Annotated in this window: 20 protein-coding genes; 6 read left to right on the forward strand and 14 right to left on the reverse strand. The window is 64.1% G+C overall.

Annotation, left to right across the window (positions count from 1 at the left end; genetic code table 11):
• Positions 1-85 precede the first annotated feature (85 nt).
• Positions 86-298: a hypothetical protein gene (locus ACWPWQ_RS20255; protein WP_111873993.1), complete on the forward strand. Its 213-nt coding sequence runs from the start codon at positions 86-88 to the stop codon at positions 296-298.
• 154 nt (positions 299-452) lie between these two features.
• Here the strand turns inward: ACWPWQ_RS20255 and ACWPWQ_RS20260 are convergent, their stop codons facing one another.
• From ACWPWQ_RS20260 to ACWPWQ_RS20275, 4 genes are all read right to left on the reverse strand, one after another.
• On the reverse strand, positions 453-1115 hold the full coding sequence (locus tag ACWPWQ_RS20260; protein ID WP_454010623.1) for an FMN-binding negative transcriptional regulator: 663 nt from the start codon (positions 1113-1115) through the stop codon (positions 453-455).
• A gap of 141 nt (positions 1116-1256) precedes the next feature.
• Positions 1257-1784 carry a DUF4865 family protein gene (locus ACWPWQ_RS20265; protein ID WP_454010624.1) on the reverse strand — a complete coding sequence of 176 codons (528 nt, stop codon included), beginning with the start codon at positions 1782-1784 and terminating at the stop codon, positions 1257-1259.
• The gene (locus tag ACWPWQ_RS20270) at positions 1781-2173 is read right to left on the reverse strand and encodes a tautomerase family protein (protein ID WP_454010625.1); all 393 of its coding nucleotides are present in this window, start codon (positions 2171-2173) and stop codon (positions 1781-1783) included. Before ACWPWQ_RS20270 ends, ACWPWQ_RS20265 begins: the two co-directional genes overlap by 4 nt.
• Complete coding sequence (locus ACWPWQ_RS20275; RefSeq protein ID WP_139433974.1) at positions 2164-2490, reverse strand: carboxymuconolactone decarboxylase family protein; 327 nt, start codon at positions 2488-2490, stop codon at positions 2164-2166. Before ACWPWQ_RS20275 ends, ACWPWQ_RS20270 begins: the two co-directional genes overlap by 10 nt.
• A gap of 96 nt (positions 2491-2586) precedes the next feature.
• On the opposite strand from ACWPWQ_RS20275, the gene ACWPWQ_RS20280 reads away from it, so the two are divergent.
• Complete coding sequence (locus ACWPWQ_RS20280) at positions 2587-3477, forward strand: LysR substrate-binding domain-containing protein (protein WP_454010626.1); 891 nt, start codon at positions 2587-2589, stop codon at positions 3475-3477.
• 109 nt (positions 3478-3586) lie between these two features.
• Here the strand turns inward: ACWPWQ_RS20280 and argH are convergent, their stop codons facing one another.
• From argH to argC, 5 genes are all read right to left on the reverse strand, one after another.
• Positions 3587-4972 (reverse strand): argininosuccinate lyase, encoded by a 1386-nt coding sequence (gene argH / locus ACWPWQ_RS20285; protein WP_454010627.1) that lies wholly within the window; start codon positions 4970-4972, stop codon positions 3587-3589.
• A gap of 395 nt (positions 4973-5367) precedes the next feature.
• Positions 5368-6603 (reverse strand): argininosuccinate synthase, encoded by a 1236-nt coding sequence (locus tag ACWPWQ_RS20290; protein WP_202047235.1) that lies wholly within the window; start codon positions 6601-6603, stop codon positions 5368-5370.
• A 54-nt stretch (positions 6604-6657) separates the two neighbouring features.
• Complete coding sequence (locus ACWPWQ_RS20295) at positions 6658-7569, reverse strand: ornithine carbamoyltransferase (protein WP_454010628.1); 912 nt, start codon at positions 7567-7569, stop codon at positions 6658-6660.
• Between the two features lie 25 nt (positions 7570-7594).
• Positions 7595-8374, reverse strand: a complete 780-nt coding sequence (gene argB, locus ACWPWQ_RS20300; RefSeq protein WP_454010629.1) for an acetylglutamate kinase — start codon at positions 8372-8374, stop codon at positions 7595-7597.
• A 23-nt stretch (positions 8375-8397) separates the two neighbouring features.
• Entirely contained in the window at positions 8398-9405 is a 1008-nt protein-coding gene (gene argC / locus ACWPWQ_RS20305; protein ID WP_283942003.1) for an N-acetyl-gamma-glutamyl-phosphate reductase, read from the reverse strand.
• A gap of 261 nt (positions 9406-9666) precedes the next feature.
• Between argC and argE the strand changes: the two genes are divergently transcribed.
• Both argE and ppc read left to right on the forward strand, forming a co-directional pair.
• A complete protein-coding gene (gene argE / locus ACWPWQ_RS20310; RefSeq protein WP_139433966.1) occupies positions 9667-10812 on the forward strand; it encodes an acetylornithine deacetylase in 1146 nt (381 codons plus the stop codon).
• 214 nt (positions 10813-11026) lie between these two features.
• Positions 11027-13660 (forward strand): phosphoenolpyruvate carboxylase, encoded by a 2634-nt coding sequence (gene ppc / locus ACWPWQ_RS20315; RefSeq protein WP_202047237.1) that lies wholly within the window; start codon positions 11027-11029, stop codon positions 13658-13660.
• 96 nt (positions 13661-13756) lie between these two features.
• Here ppc and ACWPWQ_RS20320 read toward each other — a convergent pair whose 3' ends face one another.
• On the reverse strand, positions 13757-15238 hold the full coding sequence (locus tag ACWPWQ_RS20320; RefSeq protein WP_454010630.1) for a sensor domain-containing diguanylate cyclase: 1482 nt from the start codon (positions 15236-15238) through the stop codon (positions 13757-13759).
• Positions 15239-15419: 181 nt separating this feature from the next.
• Here ACWPWQ_RS20320 and ybaK point away from each other — a divergent pair, with 181 nt between their 5' ends.
• Positions 15420-15881, forward strand: a complete 462-nt coding sequence (ybaK, locus tag ACWPWQ_RS20325; protein ID WP_202047239.1) for a Cys-tRNA(Pro) deacylase — start codon at positions 15420-15422, stop codon at positions 15879-15881.
• Between the two features lie 119 nt (positions 15882-16000).
• On the opposite strand, the gene ACWPWQ_RS20330 is transcribed toward ybaK, so the two are convergent.
• The 4 genes from ACWPWQ_RS20330 to ACWPWQ_RS20345 all read right to left on the reverse strand — a co-directional run bounded on the left by ACWPWQ_RS20330 (position 16001) and on the right by ACWPWQ_RS20345 (position 19117).
• Positions 16001-17266: a DUF1479 domain-containing protein gene (locus ACWPWQ_RS20330; RefSeq protein ID WP_454010631.1), complete on the reverse strand. Its 1266-nt coding sequence runs from the start codon at positions 17264-17266 to the stop codon at positions 16001-16003.
• Positions 17267-17482: 216 nt separating this feature from the next.
• Positions 17483-18205, reverse strand: coding sequence for a GNAT family N-acetyltransferase (locus ACWPWQ_RS20335; RefSeq protein WP_454010632.1), 723 nt, complete (start codon positions 18203-18205; stop codon positions 17483-17485).
• On the reverse strand, positions 18195-18632 hold the full coding sequence (locus ACWPWQ_RS20340) for a rhodanese-like domain-containing protein (protein WP_454010633.1): 438 nt from the start codon (positions 18630-18632) through the stop codon (positions 18195-18197). Before ACWPWQ_RS20340 ends, ACWPWQ_RS20335 begins: the two co-directional genes overlap by 11 nt.
• A 17-nt stretch (positions 18633-18649) precedes the next feature.
• Complete coding sequence (locus ACWPWQ_RS20345) at positions 18650-19117, reverse strand: OsmC family protein (RefSeq protein ID WP_454010634.1); 468 nt, start codon at positions 19115-19117, stop codon at positions 18650-18652.
• 142 nt (positions 19118-19259) lie between these two features.
• On the opposite strand from ACWPWQ_RS20345, the gene pdxR reads away from it, so the two are divergent.
• Positions 19260-20687 carry a MocR-like pyridoxine biosynthesis transcription factor PdxR gene (pdxR, locus tag ACWPWQ_RS20350; RefSeq protein WP_429040398.1) on the forward strand — a complete coding sequence of 476 codons (1428 nt, stop codon included), beginning with the start codon at positions 19260-19262 and terminating at the stop codon, positions 20685-20687.
• Positions 20688-20760 lie beyond the last annotated feature (73 nt).

A 20760-nucleotide genomic window follows, 5' to 3' on the forward strand; every position in this document is an offset into this window, starting at 1 on the left:
GGGCATTGCCGCCCATGGGCGGGTATGAGACAACGGGAGACCGGGAGGTGACCTTTCCCGTTCAGGCATAGGCAAGGAGTCATTCATGAGTCTGTGGACAGGCATAGTCCTGATCGTCTTTATCAGCGTGCTGTTTGGCTATCTCGGCAAGCGCGCCCGCTACCAGCTGGGGGATGTCCGCATCACGGATCGCCTCGGCAAGCAGGATCTCATCATCAAGGAGTTGCAGGAGCGGGTCGCCAACCTGGAGGCCATAGTGCTGGAGCAGGAGAAGCGTCGCCCCTTCGACGAACTATAGGGATGCCGCCGGGCACATGGCAGGAGACCGGCGCCCCGAACAGCCCTCCGACGAAAAGCCAAGGCAGCAGGCGCGTGCGCGGCAATAAAAGAAACGGCAACCTTGGTTGCCGTTTCTTTTATTCGCTCTCACCCCGGACTCCGGGGCGGCGCGGCTAGTCTGCCGCAGGCGCTGCGGCCCCCGCCATGGCCGCTGGCATGCTCTCTTGCATGGCCTTGGCCAGCGCCTCCCCGCCCCGCTCACGGGCCCCCTGGATGGCACCCTCCCTGTCTTCTTTCTCCTTGTTCTGGCTCAGCTTGAACTTGCCGACCAGCCGATCGATCTCGATTTCTATGCCCACCACGGCCTGCACCATGGCTTCGATATAGTCTCTCGGCGCATCCGCCATCTTCCAGGGAGCGGGTTCTTCAGCCTCCTGGGTCCGGGTCAGGGTGGCGAGCAGGCGGCGCACGAAGCGGGCATCGTCCCGCACCCGGATGCGGCCATGGGCATGCACCACGGCATAGTTCCAGGTGGGCACCTGTTTGTGGTGCGCCTGCTTGCTCGGATACCAACTGGGAGAGATATAGCCCTCGGCGGCCCTGAAGATCACCAGCACTTCCTGCCCCTCCTTCACCTCCTGCCAGAGCGGGTTGTTGCGCGCCACATGGGCCCGCAAGATCCCATGCTCCCCCTCATCGGCATCGAACTCGAACGGCAGGTGGTTGGCATCCAGCCCCAGCTCGCCAGAGGTGACCAGGGCCCCCAGGGGGTGGGCCTGTATCAGCCGATGCAAAGCGGCGGGGTCGGCAGCTTCGAAATGGGGTGGCAGGTACATGCAGGCTCCTTTATCCGTGGTGGTGTGTCCGTACTAAACCCGTCGAGATGATCCCATGGCGGGAGAGCATCATCTCGAGTTTGCCTGCCGAGCGCCACCGAAGAAAGCCTTGGCCGCCAGCGGAGAACAGCGGCCACCCGCTCAGGGCAAAAGGCTCCCTTTGGCCAGATAGCCGATGTGATAGGCATCGGCCCCTGCCGGTATCGCCTGTGGGAGTGACGGCAAGAGATCCACCTCCAGCCACTGCCAGCGGGAAAGATCCCAGCCACTCACCATGGCCCCGGAGTGCAGCTCGGCCAGGCAGGCATGGGGGGCAATGGCAGTGCGCCGCAAGATGGCCACCCTGGCCCGCTCGAGATCCTCCATCTGCGGGGCAGACAGCAGATGCCAGGTCTCGATATGGGGCCAGCCGAAATGCCTGGTGAGCGCAGCAAAGCCTTCGCTTGCCAGGAATCGGTGCATCGCCTCGGCGCTTTGCCACACATAGAAGGGGGCATAGCGATTCTCCCGGCATGGCAGCGCGGCCTCGTCATGGCGGCCATAGAGATAGGCCTTGAACAGCAAGCCGGGGAAGCCGTCGAGTCTGGCGCCATTGCTGGCGATCCGCTGCTCGATCAGCGCCATGTCGTAGTCCGCCGGCAGGGTGAATCTGTAGTGCATGGCGATCATAAGCTCACCTCCGGCCGAAACATCAGACCCCGTCCGAAGCTCCACTCCTCGCTGCCGTTTTGCTGGATCACCACCATAAGGTTGTCGGGATGGATGCCCAAATCCACATGCAGGCGCTCGGCGAGCCGCTCATAGAGCCGCCGCTTGACCACTGTGCTGCGCGGCTTTCCCGCCAGGATCTGGAACAGGATGAAGTCGCCGTCCCGGCGGCCGGTCTGGTAGTGGGGGTGATAGACGAGCGCCTTGGCCGGCAGGATCTCCAGGATCTGGAACTTGTCCTCCGGCGGCACCTCGAACACCTCCACCAGGGTCTGGTGATAGAGCGCGGAGAGCTGCTGCAGGCGCGCGTCGCTCATCCCCTCGCGCACTGTGATGCGGGTCAGCGGCATGGGTTGGCCTCCTCGCGGGCGGGCAACAGGCTCACTGCGGTGACAGCGGCGGGCAAGCCGGCGTAGAAGGCGAGATGGGTGAACAGCTCCTCCAGCTGATCCCGTGTCAGGCCGTTTTGCTGGGCGAACGCTATGTGCCACGGCAGCTGTTGCACCCGCCCCAGCGACGCCAGTATCGCCAGGGTGATCAGGCTGCGCTCGCGGGCTGACAGGGCGGGCCGCTGCCAGATATCGCCAAACAGCGTATCTTCCGCCAGTTGGGACAGTCTCGGCGCCACCAGCGCCAGGTCGTCACGATCAAGAACAGGATGGGTCATGGCAATCTCCTTGTATGGTGAAGCCACTCTCTCCCACTGCTACAATTTAGAAAATCGAAATATAATAGACCATCAATCCCGATTATCAGGACAATCATGACACCCCTTCCCCTGAACCTGGATCTCGATGCCCTGCGCAGCTATGTCGTCGGCATGGAGTGCGGCAACTTTGCGCTGGCGGCGCAGCGGCTGTGTCGTTCCACCTCGGCGGTCAGCGCCCAGTTGAAAAAACTCGAGCAGCAATGCGGCACGGCGCTGGTCGCTCGCAGCGGGCGCCACCTGGTCCCGACCCCCCAGGGCGAGCTGCTGCTGGGCTATGGGAAACGGCTGCTGGATCTCAATGACGAGGCCGTGCGCGCCCTCAAGGGGGAGCTGCTGCAAGGGGAGATCAGGCTGGGGGTACAGGAGGACTTTGGCGAATCTTTGCTGCCGGTGGTGCTGGGGCCCTTCTGTCGCCTGCATCCCGGGCTGCGCATGACGACCCGCATCGATCGCAATCGGCCGCTGACAAAGGGGATCAAGGAGGGCAGCCTCGACATGGCCCTGACCTGGCAGCCACAGGATGAGGGCCTGGATGCCCGGCTCATCGATCTCGTGTCACTGCAGTGGATAGCACACCCGGACTGGGAGCTCGCCCCTCTGCTGGCACGGGGGGAGCCTTTGCCCCTGGTGCTCTTCGATGCCCCCTGCCTGATGCGCTCAAGGGCCACCCGGGCCCTCGACGAGGCCGGGATCCCCTGGCGCATCGCCTTCAGCAGCCAGAGTCTGGCGGGGATCTGGGCGGCCTTGCAGGCAGGACTCGGGCTCACGGTGCGATCCACCATCGGCATGCCGGCCAGTCTGGTGACCCTCGGCGGCGTGCTGCCGTCAGTGGGCACATTAGGAGTCGCCCTGCTCAGCGCCAACCACCAATCCAGCGAGGCCGAGCGCCAGTTGCAGGCACTGCTTACCGACGCCGTGCATCGGGCCAGTGCCAGCAAGGACTGATAGCTCTCGACCCTTGCTGGCATAGACCTGCCCGCACAATGGGGCACATAAAAAACGGCAACCATAGGGTTGCCGTTTTACTTTCCATTGCGCTGGCGCGCCGCGCGGATCAGCCCGCCCGCTTGGCCAGCCAGGCTTCAGCGGCGGTGAGGGCCGCTTCTATCTGCTCCCGGGCGACACCGCCCTTGGCGACCCGCTTGGCCAGGGTCGCTTCCAGCTCCAGGTTCGGATAGACATCCTCCCCCACCACAGGGCTGAAACGCTGGAACTCAGGCAAAGAGAGCTCCTCCAGCGGCTTCTTCACGCCGATGGCGTAGACCACAGTCTCGCCGACGATATGGTGCGCCTCGCGGAAGGGGATCCCCTTGGCCACCAGGTAATCCGCCAGTTCGGTGGCGTTGGCGTAGCCGCCCTGGGCCGCCGCCTTGGTGCGCTCGCCATTCACCTTCAGATCGATCAGCACCAGGGCCGCCATGTCGAGGCAGTCGTGCCAGGTGTCGAGGGCGTCGAACAGCCCTTCCTTGTCTTCCTGCATGTCCTTGTTGTAGGCCAGCGGCAGCGCCTTGAGGCTCATCAGCATGCCCATCTGGGCGCCGACTACCCGGCCAGTCTTGCCGCGAATGAGCTCAAGGGCGTCCGGGTTCTTCTTCTGGGGCATCAGGGAGGAGCCAGAGGTGACCGCATCGGAGAGCTCCACGAAGCCCGCCTCGCCGGTGTTGTAGAAGATAAGATCCTCCGCAAAGCGCGACAGGTGCGCCATGGAGAGGGACGCCACGTGCATCAGCTCCACCACGTGATCCCGATCCGACACAGAATCCAGGCTGTTGCGGGTCGCGCCGCCAAAGCCCATGTCGAGCGCCAGCGCCTCCCGGTCGATGGCGTACGCCGTGCCCGCCAGGGCGCCGCAGCCGAGGGGGCTGGTGTCGAGGCGCTTCAGGGCATCCTGCAGACGGGAATAGTCCCGCTCCAGCATCTCCACATAGGCCAGCGCCCAGTGGGCGAAGGTGACCGGTTGGGCCCGCTGCAAATGGGTGTAACCGGGCAGCACGGCGGCCTGATTGGCACGGGCAGAGACGACCAGCCCCTGTTGCAGCGCCGTGATGGAGCCGAGCAGCAGCTCGCCCTGTGCCTTGCACCAGAGTTTGAGGTCGGTGGCGACCTGATCGTTGCGCGAGCGGCCGGTGTGCAGCTTCTTGCCCAGGGTGCCAACGGCATCGATGAGCTTGCCCTCGACCCAGGAGTGGATGTCTTCGGCATCCGAGCTCAGGATCTGCTGGGGATCCTGCTGCACCGAGGCGAGCAGCACCTCCATCACCTGTTGCAGCTTGCCCTGCTCATCGGCGGTCAATACGCCCACCTTGACCAGCGCACGGGCCCAGGCCATGGAGCCCTGAATATCCTGCTCCGCCAGCCGGTAATCGAACCGCAGCGAATCGTTGAACTGCTTGAACCTGCTATCGGCTCCCTGACTGAAGCGTCCACCCCAAAGTGCCATACTGCTCTCCTTGAATGCGTTGTCGGCGGCGCCTTGCGCCGTCGAGCTTGAAATCGTGCCCTGTTTATCTGCATGACAGTGCGGTAGCGAGCGATGTGGCTGCTGTCACATCAAGTAACTGCGAACCGGTTCCCTCTCCCTTTGGGAGAGGGCCAGGGTGAGGGCAATTTCCCCCTCATCCCCAACCCTTCTCCCGCAAGGGGAGAAGGGGGCAAAGCACACCCCTCATTGAAAGCCGCCCCTGTTATCTCACAGACACGGCCCGGGCGCTGCCGCTCTTGTCACAGCTCATCGGTTATCCTTCCCCCGCTTACAGACGAGGGAATCCGGTCGCCGCTTATAAGTGAGGGGGCCAAGCCCCCTCACCGGTTGTCTGCGGCTTGAAACCTCGAGGGTTAGCCGTGGGTGTGATCACCACCGATGGCCTGATGCTGCTCCTTCATGGCGCGGATCCGGCTCGCCAGGGTGTAGAGACGGATAAAGCCTTCGGCATGGCTCTGGTCGTACACTTCGTCGGCACCGAAGGTGGCGAAGTCTTCGGAGTAGAGGCTGTTCGGCGACTTCTTCTGCACCGCGGTGACCTGACCCTTGTACATCTTCAGCACCACTTCACCGTCGAGATCCTCGGCGATGGCGTTGGCGGAGGCGACAATGGCCTTGCACAGCGGGGTGAACCAGCGACCGTCATACACCAGGTGGGAGAACTCGGCACCCAGCTTCTCACGCCAGGCGCGGGTCGGGCGATCCAAGACCAGCTCTTCCACGGCGCGCAGTGCGGCGACCATGACGGTACCGCCCGGGGTCTCGTAGCAGCCACGGGACTTCATGCCCACCATCCGGTTTTCGGTGATGTCGATGCGGCCCACCCCGTGCTTGCCGGCACGCTCGTTCAGGGTCATCAGGATCTGATGCGGGGTCAGCGGCTGGTCGTCAACGGCCACCACTTCGCCCTGGGCCACGGTCAGCTTGACGTATTCCGGCTCGTTCGGTGCCTGCTCGGCGGAGACAGTCCACTGCCAGACCGCTTCGGACGGCTCGTTCCAGGTGCTCTCCAGCTCGCCACCTTCGGTGGAGATGTGCCAGGCGTTGGCATCGCGGCTGTAGATCTTCTTCAGGGTCGCCTTGCAGGGGATGTTGCGGGCTTCCAGATAGGCCAGCAGATCTTCCCGGGAGCGCATGTCCCACAGACGCCAGGGGGCGATGACCTTCAGCTGGGGGGCCAGGGCGGCCACGGCGCCTTCGAAACGCACCTGATCGTTGCCCTTGCCGGTACAGCCGTGGGAGATGGCGTCGGCCCCTTCCGCCAGGGCCGCTTCCACCATCGCCTTGGCGATGATGGGACGGGCCATGGAGGTGCCCAGCAGGTAGGTGCCTTCGTAGACGGCGCCGGTCTTCAGGGTCGGATAGACGTACTCTTTGACGAACTCTTCCCGCAGATCCTTGACGATGCACTTGGTGGCGCCGGAGGCGAGGGCTTTTTGCTCGATCCCTTCCAGATCGTCACGCTCCTGGCCCACGTCGGCGACGAAGGCGATGATCTCCGCATCGTAGTTCTCTTTGAGCCAGGGAATGATGGCCGAGGTATCCAGTCCGCCCGAGTAAGCCAGTACGATCTTGTTGATTCCGCTCATTTACTTCTCTCCGTGATGATTCGATAAGGTTGTGATTCAGGGTCGGTCGCCGGCTTATTTATGACCCAACAGCGTCAGCAGCACGGCATTCTGGATATGCATTCGGTTTTCTGCCTCATCCATGATGAGGGAGGCTGGTCCGTCCATGACCTCCGAGGTGATCTCCAGCTCCCGATGCGCCGGCTGACAATGCAGCACGTGGGCGATGCCGGTGCGATCGAGCAGGGCCTGGTTGATCTGATAAGGCATGAAGATATCTTTTACCTGCTCCATTGGTGTGTTGTCACCCATGGAAACCCAGGTGTCGGTATAAACCACGTCGAAGCCTTCGATGGCGCCCACGTCATCGCTGATGTTGATGTGCGCGCCAGATTGCGCCGCCAGCGCCTGGGCCTGCAGGAAGATCTGGGTATCCGGGCCATGGCCCTTGGGGCAGACCAGGGTCACGTCGGTGCCGAGGGTCGCCCCCAGCAGCAGCAGGGAGTGGCTGACGTTGTTGCCATCGCCGAGGTACGCCAGCTTCACCTTGGCGAGATCGCTGTAGTGCTCGCTGATGGTCATGAAGTCCGCCAGCCCCTGGCAGGGGTGATAGAGGTTGCACAGGCTGTTCACCACCGGCACAGAGCCATGCTCCGCCAGCTCGACCAGGGTCTGGTGATCGAACACCCGCGCGACGATGGCGTCACACCAGCGCGACAGGTTGGCGGCGAAATCCTTCACCGACTCCCGCTTGCCGAGCGCGCCGTTCTGCTGATCCAGGTAGACGCTGTGACCGCCCAGCCGGGCGATGCCGATGTCGAAGGTGACCCGGGTACGCAGGGAGGGCTTCTCGAACAGGGTGACCACGCTCTTGCCTGCCAGCGCCTGGCCGTACTTCTTGGGGTCCGCCTTGACCGATTTGCCCAGGGCGATCAGCGCCTCTATCTGGGCCTTGCTCAAGTCGCTGTCTTTCAGAAGATGTTGCATCGGATGTTCCTTTTTCCGGCCAGGGTTAGAGGGTGACTTGGGTGCCGACGGCGCCACCCGCCAGCAGCTTGAGCAGTTGGTCCGGGTAGCGCCAGCTGGCGACACAGACTGGCTTGCCCAGGGTCTCGGCGGCATGCAAGGCAGCCTTCACCTTCACCGCCATGCCATCGCGAATCACGCCCTTCTCCATCAGGTCCAGCGCGCTCTGCTTGTCCAGCTGCGGCACCAGCTTGCCCTTGCCATCCAGGATGCCGCTCACATCCGACAGCATTACCAGATCGGCGCCCAGCGCCTCGGCAATCGCCGTGGCCGCCTGATCCGCGTTGACGTTCATCAGCTGACCGTCGGCTGTGATGCCGATGGAGCTCACCACCGGCAGGAAGCCCTGTCCCAGGATCCCGGCCACCAGCGCCGGGTTGCCCGGCTGGCAGTCACCGACGGCGCCGAGCTCCGGATCGAGCTGGGTCACCCGGCACAGGCCGCCGTCGGCGAGACAGAGCCCCACGGCAGGGATGCCGGTGGCGATGGCCTTGGCCATCATCATCTTGTTCGCGGTACCCGCCAGGGCCCCGGCGATGAAGGGGATCTGCTCGAACGGGGTGACCCGCAGGCCGTTCTTCTTGGTGGAAGTCATCCCCAGCCCCTTGAGCAGGTCATCCACCAGGCAGCCACCACCGTGCACCAGCACCAAGGGACGGTGCTGATCGTCCAGGAAGGTTTTCAGGGTGGCGAACAGGGCGGTCAGGGCCTCGTCGTTCTCGATCAGGGCGCCGCCCAACTTGATTACCAGCGTCTGCTTGTCCATCTTCTCGATCCTTCCTTAAAGCGTTAAATCAGGCCGGTGGCCGGTTCAAAACCAAACTTGATATTTATGCACTGCATCGCCTGGGAGGCGGCGCCCTTGAGCAGGTTGTCGATGGCGGACACCACCACCAGCATGTTGCCCTGCTGCTGCCAGGCGAGGTCGCAGTAAGGGGTATTGGCCACGCCACGGATGGAGGGCATCTGGCCGGTGAGGCGCACCAGGGGCTTGCCTTCATAGGCCTTGAGATAGGCTTGATCCACCTGGGTCTGCGTCACCCCGTCCGCCAGTTGCACATAGATGGTGGCCAGTATGCCCCGCACATAGTTGCCAAGGTGAGGCTGGAACAGCACCCCCTTGCCGAGGTGGTGGCTGATCTCCGGCTGGTGTCTGTGATTGAAGGTGCCATAGGGGCTCAGGCTCACTTCGCAGAAACTGGTGTTGATGGCGGCCTTGCGACCGGCCCCGGAGACACCGGACACAGCGTTGATGATGGGCTGCCATCCCTCGGCAATCAGACCGGCCTGCTGCAGCGGCTTGAGGGCGCACAGGGACGCGGTCGGGTAGCAGCCGGGCACCGCAATCAGCTGGGCGGCGGCAATGGCATCGGCATTCCACTCCGCCAGACCGTAGACGGCCTGGTCCAGCCACTGCTCACTGTCGTGGGTGAAGCCGTAGAAGGAGGCGTAGAACCCCTGATCCTTGACCCGGAAGGCGCCGGAGAGATCGAACACCGGCAGCCCCTTGGCCAGGAACTTGGGGGCAAGCTCGGCGCTCACCTCGTGGGCGGTGGCCAGCAGCACCAGGTCGGCCTGGGTCAGGATCCGGGTCATGCCGTCTTCGTCCAGCGGCAGCAGCGGCTGATCCAGCTCACCGACCCACTGGGGATGCAGGGAAGAGAAACGCTTGTGGGCGTCCTGGCTGCCGGCGGAGACATAGAGGCCGAACAGCTTGAGCTCTGGATGGTTCTGGACCAGTGCGGCCAGTTCGGCCCCCGCGTAGCCACTGGCACCGACGATAACGGTATTGAGCATGTTTGAGTATTCCAAGTCTGGGTTCGAAATTCACAGCGTGGTGCTGCGGTGCAAGGGGTCGGCTATCGCCCCTTAGATGCAACGAGTGCGGAGGGGCAATTCAGGCGGATATGCGTCGTCGGTTACAGATCAGGTGACAGAACATTAACTTTCCCTTACAACTAGAAGCCTTGTTGATGAGCACTCGAACAGAATATTCATGCACTCACGTTGCATTTGTATTTTCTAACAGAAACACTCCGGGGACGCAAGGAGGAGCTGATGGCCAATCTGGATTTTTTTTCACTTTATAAGAATATTATTGCGATTCCCTCAATCAGCAGCACGGATCCCCGCTGGGATCAGAGCAATGAGGCGGTGATCCGGCTGCTGGCCGACTGGTTCGGCCAGCTCGGCTTCCAGTGCGAGGTGACGGCGCTGCCCGACCTGCCTGGCAAGTTCAACCTGGTGGCCACCTATGGCCAGGGGGAAGGGGGCCTGCTGCTGGCGGGCCACACAGATACTGTGCCCTTTGACGAGGGGGGCTGGAGCAAGGATCCCTTCAAGGTGACCGAGGAGGGCAACCGCTTATATGGGTTGGGAACCATCGATATGAAGGGCTTCTTCGCCTTTATCGTGGAGGCGCTGAAAGATATCGATCTGACCACCCTCAGCAAGCCGCTGCGCATCCTGGCCACCGCCGACGAGGAGACCACCATGGCGGGGGCCCGTGCCATCGCCGCGGCCGCCGAGATCAAACCCGACTATGCGGTGATAGGTGAACCCACCGGCCTGGTGCCCGTGGTGGCCCACAAGGGGCACATGTCGGAGGCGATCCGCATCACGGGCAAGAGCGGTCACAGCTCGGATCCCGCCAACGGCGTCAACGCCATGGAGATCATGCACCAGGCCATGGGCCAGGTGCTCAAGCTGCAACGAGACCTCAAGGATCGCTACGCCGACCATCGCTTTGCGGTGCCTCAGCCCACCCTGAATCTGGGCTACATCCAGGGGGGTGACAGCCCGAACCGTATCTGCGGCTGCTGCGAGCTGCACATCGACATGCGTCCCACCCCGCAGGTGGGTCCCGACGAGCTGATGGGCATGCTGAAAGAGGCGCTCTCCCCCATCGAGATCCACCAGCCGGGCTGCCTGCACCTGCAGCACCTGCACGAGCCCATTCCGGCCTATGCCTGCGAGGATGACTCGGATCTGGTACGCGAGGCCGAGAAGGCGAGCGGCCGCGCCGCGCAATCCGTGAACTATTGCACCGAGGCCCCCTTTATTCAGCAGCTTGGCTGCGAGACCATAGTGATGGGCCCTGGCCATATCACCCAGGCCCATCAGCCGGACGAATACCTGGATCTGTCGTTCGTCAAACCGACCACGGCGGTGCTCCAGCACCTGATCCGGCGTTTCTGCGTCTAGCTCGACGGGAATGTAAGTAAGTTACATGACATGCCGGGACGGGACAGGTGAGGGAAATACATGTTCTGAATCGGCTTGTTATTTGACCTTGCGCAGACAATCTGGGTAGATTGTCCCTCTAAGATGACGGAGCATATGTTGTAATCGCACAACAATAAGTGAGGTCGCCTCCCGCCTGGAAGGTCAGGGGGCACCAACCAAATAAGGATGTGGAATGAACGAAAAGTACGCCGCACTACGGGCCAACGTAGGCATGTTGGGCCAACTGCTGGGCAAGTCCATCAAGGATCATCAGGGGCAGGCCTTCCTCGACAAGATTGAGACCATTCGTCAACTGGCCAAGTCTTCCCGCAAGGGCAACGAGGCAGACAGAGAGCGCCTGCTCGAGACCCTGCGCACCCTCTCCGATGACGAGCTGCTGCCGGTGGCCCGCGCCTTCAGCCAGTTCCTCAACCTTGCGAACGTGGCGGAGCAGTTCCACACCATCTCTCGCCGCTGCGAAGAGCAGGTCTGCACCCCGGATCCCCTGGAGCAGATGTTCGCCAAGCTCAAGGCGTCCAACCTCTCCCAGGAAGCCATCATCCAGGCGGTGCGCGAGCTGGACATCGATCTGGTGCTGACCGCACACCCCACAGAGGTGACCCGTCGTACCCTGATCCACAAGCACGTCCAGCTCAACGACTGCCTGGAAGCGCTGGAGCTCTCCGATCTGCTGCCCCGCGAGCGGGACAAGATCCTCAATCGCATCGAACAGCTGGTCAATCAGGCCTGGCACACCAACGAGATCCGCGAGCAGCGTCCGACCCCGGTGGACGAGGCCAAGTGGGGCTTCGCCGTGGTGGAGAACAGCCTGTGGCCGGCCATTCCCGAATTCATGCGCAACCTGGACGAGCGTCTGCAACACCACCTGGGTGTGCGACTGCCCCTGGATGCCGCGCCGGTCAAGTTCACCTCCTGGATGGGCGGTGACCGCGACGGCAATCCCTTCGTCACCGCCAAGGTGACCGCCGAGGTGCTGGAGCTGGGCCGCTGGATGGCGGTCAACCTCTTCTACAAGGACATCAAGGAGCTCACCTCCGAGCTCTCCATGTCCGATTGCACCGACGCCGTGCGCGCCCGGGTCGGTGACAACCCCGAGCCCTACCGCGCCCTGGTGCGCGAGTTGCGCGAGCAGCTGCGCGAGACCCAGGAGTTCCTCACCGCCAAGGTGCAGGGTCAGGCGAGCGAGAGCCGCGATCTCATCAAGAGCACCGCCCAGCTGCGCGAGCCGCTGGAGCTCTGCTACCACTCCCTGCACGCCTGCGGCATGGGCAACATCGCCGACGGCATGCTGCTGGACGTGCTGCGCAAGCTGGCCTGCTTCGGCATCCATCTGGTCAAGCTGGACATCCGTCAGGACGGCGAGCGTCACGGTCAGGTCTTCTCCGAGCTGACCCGCTACCTCGGCATGGGTGACTACGCCGAGTGGAGCGAGGACGACAAGCAGGCCTTCCTGCTCAACGAGCTGAACTCCCGCCGCCCGCTGATCCCCACCGACTGGGCACCGAGCGACGAGACCCGCGAGACCATAGACACCTGCCGGGTGATCGCCGGTCACGACCCGGATGCGTTCGGCATCTACATCATCTCCATGGCCGGTGCACCCTCCGACGTGCTGGCGGTGCAGTTGTTGCTGAAAGAGGCAGGCTGCAAGTTCCGCATGCCGGTCGCACCGCTGTTCGAGACCCAGGAGGATCTGATGGCGGGCACCGCCGTGATGGATCGCCTGCTGTCGGTGGACTGGTATCGCGGCTACATCCAGGGTCGCCAGTACGTGATGATCGGCTACTCGGACTCCGCCAAGGACGCGGGCATGATGGCCGCCGGCTGGGCCCAGTACGCCGCCATGGAATCCCTGGTAGGGCTGGCTGAAGCCAACAACATCCGTCTCACCCTGTTCCATGGCCGTGGCGGCACCGTGGGTCGCGGCGGCGCCCCCGCCCATCAGGCGATCCTGTCCCAACCGCCGGGATCCCTGCGTGGTGGTCTGCGGGTTACCGAACAGGGGGAGATGATCCGCTTCAAGTTCGGTTTGCCCAAGGTGGCCATCCACAGCCTGAACCTCTACACCAGCGCCGTGCTGGAGGGGAACCTGCTGCCGCCGCCCAAGCCCAAGGAGTGCTGGCGCGCCGTGATGGAGCAGCTGGCCACCGTCTCCTGCGATCACTACCGCAGCATAGTACGCGGCCACCCGGACTTCGTGCCCTACTTCCGCGCCGCCACCCCGGAGATGGAGCTCGGCAAGCTGCCGCTCGGTTCCCGTCCAGCCAAGCGCAAGCCCAACGGCGGCGTCGAGAGCCTGCGCGCCATCCCCTGGATCTTCGCCTGGACCCAGAACCGGCTGATGCTGCCGGCCTGGCTCGGTGCCCACAAGGGCCTGCAGCAGGCCATAGATGACGGCCAGAAGAGCGTGCTGGACGAGATGAGCCGCCAGTGGCCCTTCTTCCGCACCCGTCTCGAGATGCTGGAGATGGTGTTCCTGAAAGCCGACCTCTGGCTGGCGGAGTACTACGACACCCGGCTGGTGCCGCAAGAGCTGTGGGCCCTCGGCAAGCAGCTGCGTCAGGAGCTTGCCGACTCCATCCAGGTGGTGCTGGAGCTGCGCCCGCAGGGAGACCTGCTGGACGACCAGCCCTGGATCAAGGAGTCCATCAAGCTGCGCAACCCCTACACAGACCCGCTCAACGTGCTGCAGGTCGAGCTGCTTGGCCGCTCGCGCAAGAACCCTGAGACCCTGCACCCCGAGCTGGATCAGGCGCTGATGGTCACCATCGCCGGCATAGCCGCCGGCATGCGCAACACGGGTTGATGGCCGGGCTATCCAGCTTCATTTCCTGACATAAAGGGCGCCTATATGGCGCCCTTTCTCGTTGCATTAATCCTGTGTTTTCTGCTGGCAACCAGCCTAGGCAATCCGGTTTCGTCCCCGGCGCTTGGCCTCGTAGAGGCGCTGATCCACGCACAGCAGCCAGTCATCCATGCAGCGGTAGCTCATCTGATAGGGGGTGAGGCCCAGGCTGATGGTGACGGTGATCGTCTGGTGTTGATACAGGAAGCTGTGCTGCTCGACCAGTTGCCGGATGCGCTCCATGATGGCGCGAGCCTCCTCCAGGGTGGTGCCGCGCAGCAGCATGATGAACTCCTCCCCGCCGAACCTCGCCACCAGATCCTGGCTGCGCACCGACTGCATCAGCAGACGGGCCAGCTCCTCGAGCACCGCATCCCCGGCAAGGTGGCCATGCTCATCGTTGATCTGCTTGAAGAAGTCGATGTCGATCAGGACCAGGCAGCAGGCTTCCCCCTCGGCCGGATGGCGTTGGATGTGATCGAGCAGCACATTCGCCTGGGTGAAGAAGCTGCTGCGGTTGGGCAGCTTGGTGAGAAAGTCGTGCTCGGCGTTGAAGCGCAGCACCCGCTCCATGCGGCTGCGCTCATCCTCCAGATTGCGGGCGTGGATCAGGGTGCCCAGGGCCGTGGTGAGCGGTTCGAGCTGGGTCACCAGGGTTTCGTCGAAGCCACAGGGACGGTTCGCCAGGGCTATCATGCCGATGGCTTCCCCCTTGTGGCGGATGGGGATGCCGAGAAAACTGTCCAGACGGGGATGCCCCCGGGGGGAGACGCCGCGGCTCGCCGGATGACTCGGCAGATCGTTGCAGCACACCAGGGTATTGTGGGTCACCACGTGACCGAACAGGTTGTCGAGCTTGCTGAAGATGAGGCCGCCCCGGTTCTGGCGTTGCTGCTCGTACCAGGCATGGGTCGCCTCGTCCCAGGAGACGTTCGAGATGGAGGGGATGTAGAGGCTGGGCTGCCCCTCCTCGTACTGGACGATGCCGATGAAGCCATAGGTGCTCTGGCTGACGCTCAGCAGCCGCTCGAACACGGTGTCGCAGGCGGAGCCGAGATTGCGATCGAGCAGAAAACTCTGGTGGGCGGCCACGACGATGTCGAACAGCTGGCTCTGTTGCTCGACCCGTTGCTTGGCCAGCACCTCTGAGGTGATGTCGTGGGCCAGCTTGATCACCCCGAGCAGGGCCCCCGCCTCGTCGGTGACGGGCATGTAGGTGGCGTGGATCCAGAGGGTACCGCCATCGCGCATGACGCGGCGAAATTCCCCCGAGTGGATCTCGCCCTTCAGCACGTCCTGCCAGAAGCGTCCGTAGTCGGCGTGCAGCTCCGGCGGCAACAGCAGCAGATGGGACTCGCCGACCAGCGCATCGGCGGCATAACCGAACATGCGACAGAACAGCGGATTGACCGACACCATGCGGCCATCCAGATCGAGCTCGACCATGCCGTAGGTACGGTCGAGGGCGGTCAGCCGGGCCAGGGCCTCATAACGATCGAACGTGTCGATATCGCGAGAGCGGATTGCTGGGGTATTCATGGCTACGATTCCTTTCGATCGCCATCGCATCGCGGTGGAATGCGGGAACAAGAGCTCAGATCATAGGATCCGGCATCCGGTTGCGCGAACAGAGGCCCCCATGGGGGGGGAAGGCTGACACTTGCCATGCCCGTTGCCCGGGCGCAGACTGTCTGGCCTTGTTTCGGCCCGAGGAGACCCCATGACACCCGCCATCAACCTGCTGAAGAAGCTCAAGATCCCCCACAAGCTCTACCCCTACGAGTGCGAGGCCCACGACGATTTCGGCAAGCATGCCGCGACCCAGCTGGGCCTGCCCCAGGCCCAGGTGTTCAAGACTCTGCTGGCCCACCACGACAAGCAGGCGGTGGTCGCCATAGTCCCCTCCTCCGGCATGTGCAGCCTCAAGCAGCTCGCCAAGGCCACCGGGCTCAAGAAGGTGGAGATGATGAAGCCGGCCGACGCCGAGAAGCTGACCGGTTACAAGGTGGGTGGCATCAGCCCGCTGGCCCAGAAGAAGCTGCTGCCGACCGTGCTGGACGACTCCGCCATGGCCTTTGGCGAGATACTGGTGAGTGGCGGCAAGCGCGGCCTCTCGGTCGGGGTAGCCCCGGAGGACATGGTGCGCCTGATGAACTGGATTGCCGCCCCCATAGGCGAGTGATACTGCGCAAGCGATGCAGACGACAAGGGCGGCCCGATGGCCGCCCTTGTCGTTTCTCCCTGTCCCGTGACGGGTCGCACCTCAAGGCACCAACCCGATACAGCTGGCGAAGGAGGCCATCAATCCTCCATCGCCAGCGCCCGTCGGCCATTGCGGTTCAGATCGGCCGTAGTGAAGCGATCACGCCAGCCGGTCTCGTAGTCCTCCCGCGGGAAGTCGCCCGGCGAGGCGCCAAGCTCCAGCGCCGCCCTCACCTTGTGCGCATAGACCCGGTTCTTGTCGCACATGGGCGCCGCCGGTATATACATCACGTTGCCCCAGCCTTGCTGGTCGGTGACCGGGGCCACCGAATGGATGAGATCGCAGTGCCACCAGACGGAATCACCCGCCTCCAGCGCAGGGATCGAGGTCAGGGCCTTGATCAACAAGGGGTGCCACTGCTCGGAGACGGGCAATACCCTGCCCGGCGCGACGCCGCAGAGCTCGTCTTCCGGCACGTCGTCCAGCAGCGGGCGCAGCAATATGTACGCCATCGCCTCGGGAATGGGTACCACATGGAGCAAACCCTGCCCCGGGATCATGTCGGAGAGCGCGGTCCACCCCTGGAAGGTACGGAAGACGGAGCACTTGGTGGTGTTGTCGACCGTATACTCATCCACCTCGGTGCGGTGCGCGGCATCCCAGGGATCATAGCTGTCGAGCCGGCCATCGAAGACCCTGGCGAATACCCGCTGGTAGGCCGGCAGCAGCCAGCGCTCCAGCGCCCCCGAGTCGGTATGGGCCCCCAACCCCTTCGAGGTCGTGCCGGGCGGGCGGCGGCGGATCCGGTCCGGATAGATCACGCTGATGTCGGGGTCGAACCACCGCTTGCCATCGCGCTCGAAGGTCCAGAGCCGGTTGAGGAAGGACTGTACCGACGCCATCTGCTCGCTCTGGCGTGCCTGCATCTGTGCCTGTGACCAGTAGATGGGATAGATCTCGGGCCGCGAGGCCTCCAGGGAGCCGAAGAAGCTGTCGCCGGGGCCCTGGTAGATGTCGTCGAAGCAGTTATGGTCCAGGTACGCCAGCATCGACTGATCCCAGGCCAGCGCCTGCTCGCGGGGGAAATGGCCCTTGATGACGGCACAACCCCGCCGCTTGATCAGCTCGCGCACCGACTCCGGCACGCAGCCTGCGGCGACATCGCGATAATCGAGCACCGGCCACACGGGGTCTCCGCTCACCTTCAGCCGTTCAATCTCGGCAAGCCGCTCTTCGATCCTCTGGCTCAGCCGTCGAAACAGCGCGTTCACATCGCCGAGGCGGGCGCGCAGCGCCCGCTTCATCTCGCGGATAGCCGCCTTGTGATCGGCGGGCAGTGTTTCACAGGTAAAAGTGTCAGCCATGATATCCCTCGCTCCCTTCCCTTTCACTTTCGTTCGAAAGACTAAAATCTTTAAATGTAAAATACAGTAAGCGGAAGTTAATGCAAGGGGGAAGATGTAAAGAGAAAGGCCCGGGTTGCTTCGGGACCTGAAGGTGGCCCGCGTGCAGAGAAGGGAGATGGCTGGGGAGATGACAAGGGCGGCTCGATGCCGCCCTTGTCGCTACCACTCATTCGCCTAGGTGCGGTGCACTTCGGCGGTCAGCTCGGAGAGTCGCAACCGTTGGCGCCCCTGCTCGTCGAAGTTGGCATCCGCCAGCCAGCGCTCGAAACAGCCCTTCAGGGCGGGCCACTCGCCGTCTATCACCGAGAACCAGGCGGTATCCCGACTGTGCCCCTTGTCCACCCGGGCCTGGCGGAAGGTCCCCTCGTAACTGAAGCCGAGGCGCAGCGCCGCCTTGCGCGAAGGCCAGTTGAGCGCGTTGCACTTCCACTCGTAGCGGCGATACCCCAGGGCGAAGACATTGGCCATCATCAGCGCCATGGCCGCCGTCGCCAGCCGCGACTGCTGCAGGGCCGTCGAGAAGTGCAGCCAGCCCACCTCCACGCTGCCCGCGGCGGGGTCGATGCGCAGATAGCTGGCGAGCCCCAGCGCCCGGCCGCTCCCCGCATCGACAATGGCATAGAACTGGGGATCGACCTTGGCGGCGACTCCTCGCAGCCAGGCCAGCATGGCCGCCTCGTCCTCGAAGGGGCCGCTGGTGAGATAGGTCCACATGGCCCCGCTGTCGGCACTGAAGGCCTGCCACAGGCTGTCGCCGTGGCGCTCGGGATCGAGCGGTTCCAGGCGACAGCCCCAGCCGCTCAGCACGCGGTGAGGGGGAAACTCGGCACCACGCCAGTCTGGCAGCGCGCTCCCCAGAGGCTGGCCATGACCGTTGAAGAGGGATTCAGCAGGCACAGGCGATCCCCCCTTCCAGCAGCACCCCAGGTTCGCTGCCGGTGGCGACGGCGAAACCGTCCTGACGCCACCAGTGCAGGCCGCCGATCAGCTCCTTGACCCTGAAGCCCAGGGCCGCCAGCTTGTACGCTCCCTGGGTCGAGCCGTTGCAGCCGATGCCATCGCAGTAGCAGACATAGACCCTGTCCCGCGACAGCCCCTGGGTGGTCGCCGGGGTCATGGTGCGATGGGGGAAGGAGATGGCGCCCGGGATATGGCCCTCGGCGTAGTGGGCGGGGGAGCGGGTGTCGATGACGACTATCCCCTCCTCCCCGGCCAGCAGATCGGCGGCGAGATCCGCCGGATCGGTGCGAAACTTCAACTGGGCCTCGAAGAAGGCGCTGGCCTCCAGCGGGCTCGCAACCCCGGTACTCAATACATGACTCATCCTGAACCTCCTTGTGATTACAGCGCTATCTCTGTGGTGACGACTGTGTTGACCGAGTTGGCGATAAAGCACTCCTCGTGGGCCTGGTGGTGCAGCTGCTCCAGCGCGGCGAGATCGGGCCGGCGTTCGCCACCAAACCGCACCATGGGGCGCAGGGTGACCCGGGTGATGGACTGGCGACCCCGCTCGTTCGGCTCCATGACGCCGACGGCCTCATCCCGGTAGCTCTCCACCAGATAACCCGCCCTGGCGACCAGCCAGAGGAAGGTCAGCATGTGACAGCTGGAGAGGGATGCGACGAAGGCCTCCTCGGGATCCACGTGCTCGGCCACCGAGTAAGGCAAGGGCACCACATGGGGGGAGGAGGAGGCGGGCACCCTGACTCCGCCGTCAAACGCCCACTCATGGGCCCGGCTGTAGCGCTGATCGACAAAGGGCTCGCTGGCCCCTCGCTGCCAGCTGATGGTGGCACTGTATTCCGACATGCAGACTCCTTCTGTAGCCAATGTGTGTTGCCAATGGGGTTGCTTCATTTCCTTGTCCACCAATGTAGCGACAAAATGGCCTTGCCACGCCGACCAATTTTGCCAATATGGGCAGACCAATTTATCCGCAACGGGAAGTGCCATGACAGTCCTGCCAACCCTCTTTGCCGACCAGCAGCAAAACGATCTGCCCCTGCACGAACAGCTGGTGCGCACCCTGCGGGAGGCAATACTGGCGGGTCATCTGCCACTGCACGGCAGGCTGCCGGCCAGCCGCATGCTGGCCCGGGATCTCGGCGTCTCCCGCAGCACTGTGGAGCTGGCCTATGGCCGGCTGGAGGCGGAGGGGTATCTGGTGCGCAAGGTGGGGGCCGGCAGCTTCGTCGCCCTGGCGGCGGTGCGCCCCGCTCCGCGCCCGCCCCAGTCGGCGGCGGGGCTCTCCCGCCGTGGTCAGGAGCTGGCGCAAGGGGGGGCCTGCCACGAGGTGCCCGAGGTGGGCAACTCCTTTGCCTCCAGCCAGCCGGATCCCCGCCTCTTTCCCCAGGCTCTCTGGGGTCGCCTGATGCAACAGCAGTGGCGCCGGGGGGCCAGCGACTGGATGAATTACGGGGATCCGCAAGGGCTCGGGGAGCTGCGCACCGCCATCAGCAGCTACCTGGTGCAGTCGCGGGGCGTGGTGTGCGAGCCGGAGCAGATCCTGATCCTCACCAGCTCCCAGCAGGGCATATTGCTGGCGACCCAGCTGCTCATCGATGCCGGTGACACCGTCTGGGTGGAGGATCCGGGTTATCCCGGAGCCCGCACCGCCATGGAGAGCGCCGGCGCCCGCATCCATCCGGTGCCGGTGGACGCCGAGGGGCTCAACCCTGCCGGCGAACACCCCAGCCCCAGGCTCATCTACTGCACCCCGGCCCACCAGTACCCTCTGGGCGTGCCCATGAGCCTGCCGCGCCGCATGGCGCTGCTGGCGGAGGCCGAGCGGCGCGGGGCCTGGATCCTGGAGGACGACTACGACGGGGAGTACCAGTACGATCAGCGGCCGCTCCCCGCCCTGCAGGGGCTGGATGGCCAGGGGCGCGTCCTCTATGTGGGCACCTTCAGCAAGGTGCTGTTTGGTTCCTTGCGCCTCGCCTACCTGGTCTTGCCACGCCCCCTGATGGAGGCCTTCAGCCGGGCCCGCGCCGCCGTCGACGGCCACAGCAACCAGCTGCAGCAGGCGGTCACCGCGGACTTCATCCGCGCCGGGCACTTCGCCACTCACCTGCGCCAGAGCCGCCTCGTCTACCAGAGCCGGCGGGATCTGCTGCTGGCCGAGCTGGCCGAGCACTGCCCCAGGCTCACCCCCATCCACAGCGGCGCCGGGCTGCAGTGCGCCGTGCTGCTCCCCGCCGGGGGCGAGGCCCGCTGGACAGAGGCGGCCAACGCCCGGGGGCTGGGGCTGCGCCCCCTGGGCCAATATCACCTCGCCCCTCCCACCCGGGAGGGCTGGCTGCTCGGCTTCGGCTGCCTCGACAACCAGACCCTGCGCCGGCTGTGTCGCCAGCTGGGCGCCCTGATGGAAACCGTCTGAGACGAGCCACACAAGTCAGAGGCGTTGGGGCAATCCACTGTGTCGCCAATCGGGTTTGCTTATGAAAGCCGTC

The sequence above is a fragment of the Aeromonas sp. Marseille-Q7275 genome, assembly GCF_965119515.1.